The 8,320-nt window shown below is 72.5% G+C and carries 6 protein-coding genes; 3 read left to right on the plus strand and 3 right to left on the minus strand.

The window, feature by feature from the left end:
• Positions 1-417: 417 nt before the first annotated feature.
• Positions 418-984 (minus strand): MarR family winged helix-turn-helix transcriptional regulator, encoded by a 567-nt coding sequence (locus ABT129_RS37770; protein WP_030318311.1) that lies wholly within the window; start codon positions 982-984, stop codon positions 418-420.
• A gap of 155 nt (positions 985-1,139) precedes the next feature.
• Between ABT129_RS37770 and ABT129_RS37775 the strand changes: the two genes are divergently transcribed.
• Positions 1,140-2,414, plus strand: a complete 1,275-nt coding sequence (locus ABT129_RS37775) for an MFS transporter (RefSeq protein ID WP_351910759.1) — start codon at positions 1,140-1,142, stop codon at positions 2,412-2,414.
• A gap of 35 nt (positions 2,415-2,449) precedes the next feature.
• Here ABT129_RS37775 and ABT129_RS37780 read toward each other — a convergent pair whose 3' ends face one another.
• Entirely contained in the window at positions 2,450-4,114 is a 1,665-nt protein-coding gene (locus ABT129_RS37780) for an ATP-binding SpoIIE family protein phosphatase (protein WP_351910761.1), read from the minus strand.
• Positions 4,115-4,220: 106 nt separating this feature from the next.
• Positions 4,221-5,585, minus strand: coding sequence for an NAD(P)/FAD-dependent oxidoreductase (locus ABT129_RS37785; RefSeq protein WP_502982043.1), 1,365 nt, complete (start codon positions 5,583-5,585; stop codon positions 4,221-4,223).
• Between the two features lie 353 nt (positions 5,586-5,938).
• Between ABT129_RS37785 and ABT129_RS37790 the strand changes: the two genes are divergently transcribed.
• Positions 5,939-6,727: a TetR/AcrR family transcriptional regulator gene (locus tag ABT129_RS37790; protein WP_351910763.1), complete on the plus strand. Its 789-nt coding sequence runs from the start codon at positions 5,939-5,941 to the stop codon at positions 6,725-6,727.
• Positions 6,728-7,003: 276 nt separating this feature from the next.
• A partial coding sequence (locus tag ABT129_RS37795; RefSeq protein WP_351910765.1) for a sigma-70 family RNA polymerase sigma factor occupies positions 7,004-8,320 on the plus strand: 1,317 nt, incomplete at its 3' end.

The raw sequence follows: 8,320 nt of genomic DNA on the forward strand, positions 1-8,320 counted from the left end.
ACCCTCTCGGGCTTTCCTCCGGGCTTCCCTTCGGTCTTGCGTTTCCGACTCTATCAGATCTTTCCGATCCGATTTCCTCGGTGCTTTCCGGTCCCATTCGCTTTCGCTCCGGGCCCTTCCGGCGGTTCCGACTCTATCAGATCCTTTCGGCGTCTGATTCCCAGTCAGCGGGGTTTGTCTTTCCGGCTGTTGGGCCGTTCCGACGTCTCAAACTCTAGCGGATTTCCCCGGCGGCTCATAATCGAGCCATTCGAAATGAATTTCGGCATGCCGAAATTCTTCCCGGTGGGGAGATCGTTCTGAGTAGAGGTGCCGCTATCAGCGGCGGAGTGGTCGTCGAAGAACCGTTCCGGCTCTGTGACAACTCGGAGAACACTACGCATCCGGCAGGGGGGTGTCAACCCCCCTCCGGTGGTCTCAGTCGAGGTCCGTCAGGCGGCCGCCGGCGTCGGGCTGGGTGAGTTCCACGCGGCGGAGGAGGCGGATGAGGATCTCGCCGAGGACACCCCGCTCGTCCGAGGTGAGGTCCTGCAGGAGCTCCTCCTCGAAGTCCGTGGCCATGCGCATGGCCTCCAGCCACTTCGAGCGGCCCTCGTCGGTGAGCTCGACGATGACGCGGACCCGGTTGTTCTCGTCGCGGTCGCGGGTGACCAGGCCCTCGCCCGCCATGCGGTCGATGCGGTGGGTCATCGCGGCCGGGGTGAGGCCGAGGCGCTTGGCCAGCTCGCCGGGGCCCAGCCGGTAGGGCTCGCCGGCGAGGACCAGGGTCTTGAGGACCTCCCACTCGGCGTTGCTGATGCCGAGGTCGGCGAGCTGGCGTCCGTACGCCACGTTCATTCGGCGGTTCAGCCGGCCGAGGGCGGAGACGACCTTCTCGACCTGGGGGTCGAGGTCGCGGAACTCGCGCTGGTAGGCGGCGATCTGCTCGTCGAGGCTCGGCTCCTGGGGAGCCTGCGGGCCGGACCGCTCGGGGTTGTCGGACATGCAGGCGAGTATCCCACGGGTCTCGTTGGCGTTGAAGTCCTTCGGTGTGTACTGTTAAGACGTTAACTTTACTAGTTAAGTCTTCAAGGCTCAGGGGTACACCTCTGAACCTGCGATCGAAGTGGGTGAGTGTGACCAAGGCGAGGGGCGCGGCGATGCGCCGGATTCAGGCAGGCAGCGCGCTGAGCGCGTTCGGACTCGGCTTCACCGTGCCGTACCTCTATGTGTACGTGGCGCAGGTGCGGGATCTGGGCGCGGCGACGGCGGGCATCGTTCTTGCCGTCTTCGCCATGGCCGCGCTCGTGGTGCTGCCCTTCAGCGGTCGGGCCATCGACCGGCGCGGGCCCGTGCCGGTGCTGCTCGTGGCCTCGGTCGTCGCCGCCGTGGGCGCGGTGGCGATGGGCTTCGCCTCCAGCGTGCCGACGGCCGTGGGGGCCGCCGCGCTGCTCGGTGCCGGTACGGCCGTGCTCCAGCCGGCCCTCGCCACGATGATCGTCTGGTGCTCGACGCCGGTGGGCCGCACCCGGGCCTTCGCCATGCAGTTCTTCCTGCAGAACCTCGGCCTCGGTGTCGGTGGTCTGATCGGCGGTCTGCTGGTCGACACGAGCCGTCCGGGCAGCTTCATCCTGCTGTTCTCGATCGAGGCGGCGATGTTCCTCGTCCTGGCGGCGATCGTCGGGACCGTGCGGATGCCCGGCTCCCCCTCCTTCCCGGACGCCCGTCCCTCCGGGGCCGGCAAGGGCGGCGGTGTCCGCGCGCTGCTCGGGCACAAGGCGATGGTGCAGCTCTGCGTCCTCGGCTTCGTCCTCTTCTTCGCCTGCTACGGACAGTTCGAGTCGGGTCTCGCCGCGTACGGCACCGAGGCCGCCGGCATCCAGCCGTCGACGCTCGGCATCGCCCTCGCCGCCAACACCGCGGTGATCGTGGCCGCCCAGTTCCTGGTGCTGAAGTTCGTCGAGCGCCGCAAGCGCTCCCGGGTGATCGCGGCCGTCGGTCTGATCTGGGCCCTGGCCTGGCTCATCGCCGGGTACGCGGGCCTCGGGCACGGCAGCCAGGCCATGGCGACGGCGGCCTTCGTCTCCACGTACGCCCTCTTCGGGCTGGGTGAGGCGATGCTGTCGCCGACCGTGGCGCCGCTGGTCGCCGATCTGGCGCCGGAGTCGATGGTCGGGCAGTACAACTCGGCCTTCGCGCTGGTCAAGCAGCTGGCGCTGGCCGTCGGTCCGGCCGTGGGCGGGCCCATGGGGGCCGCGCTGCACGGTCCGTACATCGTGACCTTCGTGCTCTTCTCGCTCGGCATCACCTTCCTCGCCGTGCGGCTCGGGAAGCAGCTGACCCCGGAGCAGAACCAGCCCTCCCTGGCCCACAAGCCGTCGAAGGTGGTCGCCCGGCACGAGCCGGTGCGCGAGAGCGAGACCGCGGCCGCTTAGGGCCCGCGAGCCCGGCCCGGCCCGAAAGACAGGCCCTAAGCCGGCTGGTCCGGCAGGGCGAACTCGCACCAGACCGCTTTGCCGCCGCCCGGTGTGCGGCGGCTCCCCCAGGACGAGGCGATCGTCGCGATGATCGAGATTCCGCGACCCGCCTCGTCCTCCGTCTCCGCCCTGCGGCGGCGCGGCAGGTGGTCGTCCCCGTCCGTCACCTCGATGATCAGGCGACGGTCGGTGCGGCGCAGCCGCAGCCGCATCGGCGGGGTGCCGTGCTGGAGGGAGTTCGCCACCAGCTCGCTGGTGGCGAGGACGCCCAGGTCGCGCAGTTCGACCGGGAAGCGCCAGGAGGACAGGACCCCGGAGGCGAAGGCACGCGCGCGGGGAGCGGCCTCGACGCCGCCGAGGAGTTCCAGGGCCGCGTTGTGGAAGAGCTCCGCGTCCGCTCCCTTGCGGGAGGGGTGCTGCACGACGAGGACGGCCACGTCGTCGTCGTGCTCGGCGGTGACTCCCAGGGAGCGCAGCAGCCGGTCGCAGACCACCTGCGGGGTGCCGCTCGCGCCGGAGAGCGCGCGGGCGAGCGCGGCCACGCCCTCGTCGATGTCCTCGCGGCGCCGCTCGACCAGACCGTCGGTGTAGAGGACGGCGGTGGAGCCCGGCGGCAGGGCGATCGAGCCGGAGGCGTGCAGCCAGCCGCCGGTGCCGAGCGGCGGTCCCGTCGGGTCCTCGGCCTGCCGGACGCTGCCGTCCTCGTCCCGTACGAGGATCGGGAGGTGGCCGGCGGAGGCGTAGACCAGCTTGCCCTCGCTGGGGTCGTGGATCGCGTACACACAGGTGGCGATCTGGCTGGCGTCGATCTCGGCGGCGAGTCCGTCGAGGAGCTGGAGCACCTCGTGCGGGGGCAGGTCCAGGCGCGCGTAGGCCCGGACGGCGGTGCGGAGCTGGCCCATGACGGCGGCGGCGCGCACGCCCCGGCCCATCACGTCGCCGATGACGAGCGCGGTGCGGCCCGCGCCGAGGGTGATCACGTCGTACCAGTCGCCGCCGACGGCCGCGTCGGTGCCGCCGGGCTGGTAGGTGGCGGCGATCCGCAGGTCGTCGGGCTGCTCCAGGTCCTGCGGGAGCAGGGAGCGCTGGAGGGTGACGGCGGTCTCGCGGTGGCGGCGCTCGCTGGCCCGCAGCCGCTCGGCGGCCTCCGCGTGGTCCGTGACGTCGGCGGCGTGGACGAGGACTCCGCCGCCGTCGAGGTGGGCGCTGTCCACGGGCAGGCACGTGACCGTGTACGAGCCGCCGTCCTGGGTGCGACGGGACTTGACCGTACGGGGCTTGCCGCTGCGCAGCACCTGGTCCATGAGGGGCAGCAGGCCGAGCTCCTCCGCCTCGGGGCAGGTGTCGGCGACGGTGGCGCCGGCGGGGCGCGGGCCGAAGGCGGCGGCGTAGGCGTCGTTGACGTACGCGATGCGGTGCTCCGGGCCGTACACGAGCGCGACCAGGCCGGGGAGGCGGCCGAGGAGCTCCCGCACGGAGAAGTCCTCCAGGGCGGGAATGCCGGCGGCCTCGGCCTGGGCGGCCTCGGCGGCCTCGTTGATGAGGTGCCCCAGCTGCCGCGCGTACTCACCGCGGGCGGCGGGCACGGAGCCTTCGGTCCCCCGCGCCGCGCGGCGCTGTGTGCCGGGGAGCCGGGCGCTCCAACGGGTGAAGTTCACGGATCTGTATGCCTCGTGGTGTCGGTGCCGTGCAGAGTCACGCTGTGCAGGTGTGAGTCCACCTATGGTCACACGTCCAGTGTGGACGAGTGCACTGACAGTGATGTCAGGACGACGGCTTGTCGCCGAGGTCGGGTGGCGGTGCGGCGGCGAGTTCGAATTCGGCGCGGGGGTGTTCCAGCGACCCCAGGGAGACGATCTCCCGTTTGAACAGGCCTGACAGGGTCCATTCGGCGAGGACCCGGGCCTTGCGGTTGAAGGTGGGCACCCGGCTGAGGTGGTAGGCGCGGTGCATGAACCAGGCCGGATATCCCTTGAGTTTCCGTCCGTATACGTGAGCTACGCCTTGGTGGAGGCCCAGGGAGGCCACGGAGCCGGCGTACGCGTGCGCGTACTCCTTGAGCGGCTGTCCGCGCAGGGAGGCCACGATGTTCTCGGCGAGGACCCTGGCCTGGCGCACGGCGTGCTGGGCGTTGGGCGCGCACTCCTTGCCGGGTTCCTCCGAGGTGATGTCGGGGACGGCGGCCGCGTCGCCGGCCGCCCAGGCGTGGGCGGCGCCCTCGACGGCGAGCTGTGCGGTGCACCGGAGCCGGCCGCGTTCGTTCAGCGGCAGGTCGGTCCGGGCGAGGACGGGAGCCGGTTTGACGCCGGCGGTCCAGACGACGGTACGGGTGGGCAGCCGGGTCCCGTCGCTCAGCACGGCGACCCGGTCCTCGCAGGAGTCGAGGCGGGTCTCCAGACGTACGTCGATGTTCCGGCCGCGCAGCTCGCGGATGGCGTACCGGCCCATCTCCTCACCCACCTCGGGGAGGATCCGGTCCGAGGCCTCGACGAGGACCCATCGCAGGTCCTCGGGCTTGACGTTGTGGTAGTACCGCGCCGTGTAGCGGGCCATGTCCTCCAGCTCGGCGAGCGCCTCCACGCCCGCGTACCCGCCGCCGACGAAGACGAAGGTGAGGGCGGCGTCGCGGAGCCCCGGGTCGCGGGTCGAGGAGGCGATGTCCATCTGCTCGATGACGTGGTTGCGCAGCCCGATGGCCTCCTCGACGGTCTTGAAGCCGATGGCGTGGTCGACGAGGCCGGGGACGGGCAGGGTGCGGGAGACCGAGCCGGGGGCGATGACCAGTTCGTCGTAGGAGAGGTCGACGGCGCCGGTGCCCTCCTCGGCGGTGGCGAGGGTCGCGAGGGTCGCGGTCCGCTTGGCGTGGTCGACGGACCGGACCTCGCCGATGACGATCCGGCAGCGGTTCAGGACCCTGCGCAGCGGTACGACGACATGGCGCGGGGAGATCGAGCCGGCGGCCGCCTCGGGCAGGAACGGCTGGTACGTCATGTACGGCTCGGGGGTGACCACGACGATCTCGGCGGCGCCGGCTCTCAGCTCGGCCCTGAGCTGCCGCTGGAGGCGCAGCGCGGTGTACATGCCGACGTAGCCACCGCCGACCACGAGAATGCGCGCAGGTTCGGTCACTGTCCCATGACGCACCCCCGTCCGTGGTTTGTCCACAGCCCTGACAAATTGTGTGACCGGAGGGGTTGGGAGGCGTGGGGTGGCGCACGGCGGGGGTACGGAGGAAACGGCGCAGGTCAGGGTGGACGACCCGGGTCCGGCGGGGGGCCGGAATAGGGAGTGTTTCGGTCCTTGCTCCGATCGGGGGGCGCACCGTACGGAACTTCCCCTTCTGAATTGACCCGGACTCAACTATGTTCGTACCTCGTCGGGGTGTCGGATGGGAGCGCGTGGACCGAAGCGCTCGTCGACCGGAAGCCCCGTATCAGGGCGGGGAGTCTCCGGGGGGAGACATCATGAGCGGGGGAACGCTTATGCAGATTCAGGATTCACGATGGCAGTCGGGCGCCGGGACGGCGACCGTCGACGACGGCCTCCACGCGGGCGCCGGCGGCTCCGAGCGCAACGGCGCTCCGGTGGCCGGCGGCAGGTCCGCGCCGCTGCGGGTGGACGCCCAGCGCAATCTGGAGCACGTCCTGCGCGCCGCGCGCGAGGTGTTCGGCGAGCTCGGCTACGGCGCTCCGATGGAGGACGTGGCACGCCGCGCCCGCGTCGGTGTCGGCACCGTCTACCGGCGCTTCCCGAGCAAGGACGTGCTGGTCCGGCGCATAGCCGAGGAGGAGACCTCCCGGCTGACCGAGCAGGCGAGGGCCGCGCTCGGCCAGGAGGACGAGCCGTGGTCGGCGCTCTCCCGGTTCCTGCGGACCTCGGTGGCCTCCGGCGCGGGACGACTCCTGCCGCCGCAGGTGCTGCGCGTGGGTGTGGACGACGCCACGGTGCTGCCCTTCGGCGACACCGCGGACGACGCCGCCCGGGTGCCGTACCAGCGGGGTGTCGCCGACCAGGGCGACGCGCGGGTGGTCGCGCCCCGGGCCGTACCGGCCGAGGAGCGGGACGACGCGGGTGCCGCGGAGCTGCTGGAGGTCGTCGGCCGGCTGGTCGACCGGGCGCGGGAGGCGGGTGAGCTGCGGGCGGACGTGACCGTGGCGGACGTCCTCCTCGTCATCGCGACCGCCGCTCCGGCCCTGCCCGACGCGGTGCAGCAGGCGGCGGCCTCGAACAGGCTCCTCGACATCCTTCTCGAGGGTCTGCGCTCCCGGTAGGGGTCGGCTCGCGGGCGGTCGGGGGGCGCGAGCAGCCATCCGCTCCCGGCAGGACCGGCTCCCGGCAGGAGTCGGCCACGGGTGCGGTTCGGCCGTGCGCGGGGCTCTCGTGGTCCGGGCGGGCCAACGAGCATGACACGAACGTGTGAGCGGTTACGCCCGGATACACGAAGTCGCCCCGGACGAGTGGTAAGTGGACACGGCGCTTCGGCGTGCCCGCGCTCTGTGGCAGGCTGACCGGTGTTCGGTCTGAGCACGCGTACGGGGGCTTCCGCGATGAGCGGTGACGGTCGGGACGGGCCGCTGGGCGACGGCGGCGCCGCGGAAACCGGGGGCCCGCCCTCCCGGCAGGTGCCGAGCCAGGGCGGTCCGGGAGGCCTCTCCGGTGCGCCGGAGGCGGCCGCGGCCCCGGGGAGGCCGGGGCCGCTCGACGCGAGCGTGCCCCAGCAGCGCGAGGGCAAAGGGTCCGGGTGGGGCGCGGGTACCGGTTCCGGGGTCGTCGCGGGGGCGGCCGCCGAGAACGGTGCCGCGCACGACGCGTACGACGCCGAGGCCGACGAGCCCGACACCGTCCTTCCGCCCCCCGTCGAACTGCCGCCCTCCGACCCCGAGCTGGTCCAGCTCATGCGGGAGGGCGACGGCTCCGCGTACGAGGAACTGTTCCGCCGCCACTCCGAGGCCGTACGCCGGTACGCCAGGACCTGCTGCCGGGACGCCCACACCGCCGACGACCTCACCGCCGAGGTCTTCGCCCGCACCCTCCAGGCGGTCCGGGGCGGCGCCGGTCCCGAACAGGCCGTACGCGCCTATCTGATGACCACCGTCCGGCGGGTCGCGGCGAACTGGGCCAGGACCCAGAAGCGGGAACACCTCGTCGAGGACTTCGCCGTGTTCGCGGCCGAGGCCGCCCGCGCCTCCGAGGGCGCCGACCCGAACAGCTCGTTCGGAGCGGGGCTCGACCTCGGCGCCGACGTCCTCGCCATGCACGAGGCCGAGCAGTCCCTCGCCATGCGGGCCTTCCGCTCGCTGCCCGAACGCTGGCAGGCCGTGCTGTGGCACACCACCGTCGAGGAGGAGTCCCCGAGCGAGGTCGCGCCGCTCTTCGGCCTCACCGCCAACGCCACCGCCGTGCTCGCCAGCCGCGCCCGCGAAGGCCTCAAGCAGGCCTACCTCCAGGCCCACGTCAGCCAGTCCCTCACCGCCGGCGGCGACTGCGCCCGGTACGCGGACCGGCTCGGCGCCTACGCGCGCGGCGGGCTGCGGATGCGGGCCGAACGCGGGCTGCGCAAGCATCTGGAGGAGTGCGCCAAGTGCCGGCTCGCCGCCGGTGAACTGGCCCATGTCAACGCCGGCATCCCGGCGCTGCTGCCGGTCGCCGTCATCGGCTGGTTCGCCGCCGGGTACTCGCTCAAGGCCGCCGGGGTCGTCGCCGGCGGCACCCTCGGCGCCGGCGCGGCGGGCGCGGCGGGGGGCGGCACCCGGTGCGCCCGGGGGGCCGTCACCGGTGGCGCCCCCGCCGAGGGGCTCGGCCCGCCCGCCAAGGGCCGGATCGCGGCGGCCGTGGCCCTCGCCGCCGCCGCCGGTCACGTCTGG

The organism is Streptomyces sp. NPDC002057 (assembly GCF_040296665.1).
Classification (GTDB): domain Bacteria; phylum Actinomycetota; class Actinomycetes; order Streptomycetales; family Streptomycetaceae; genus Streptomyces.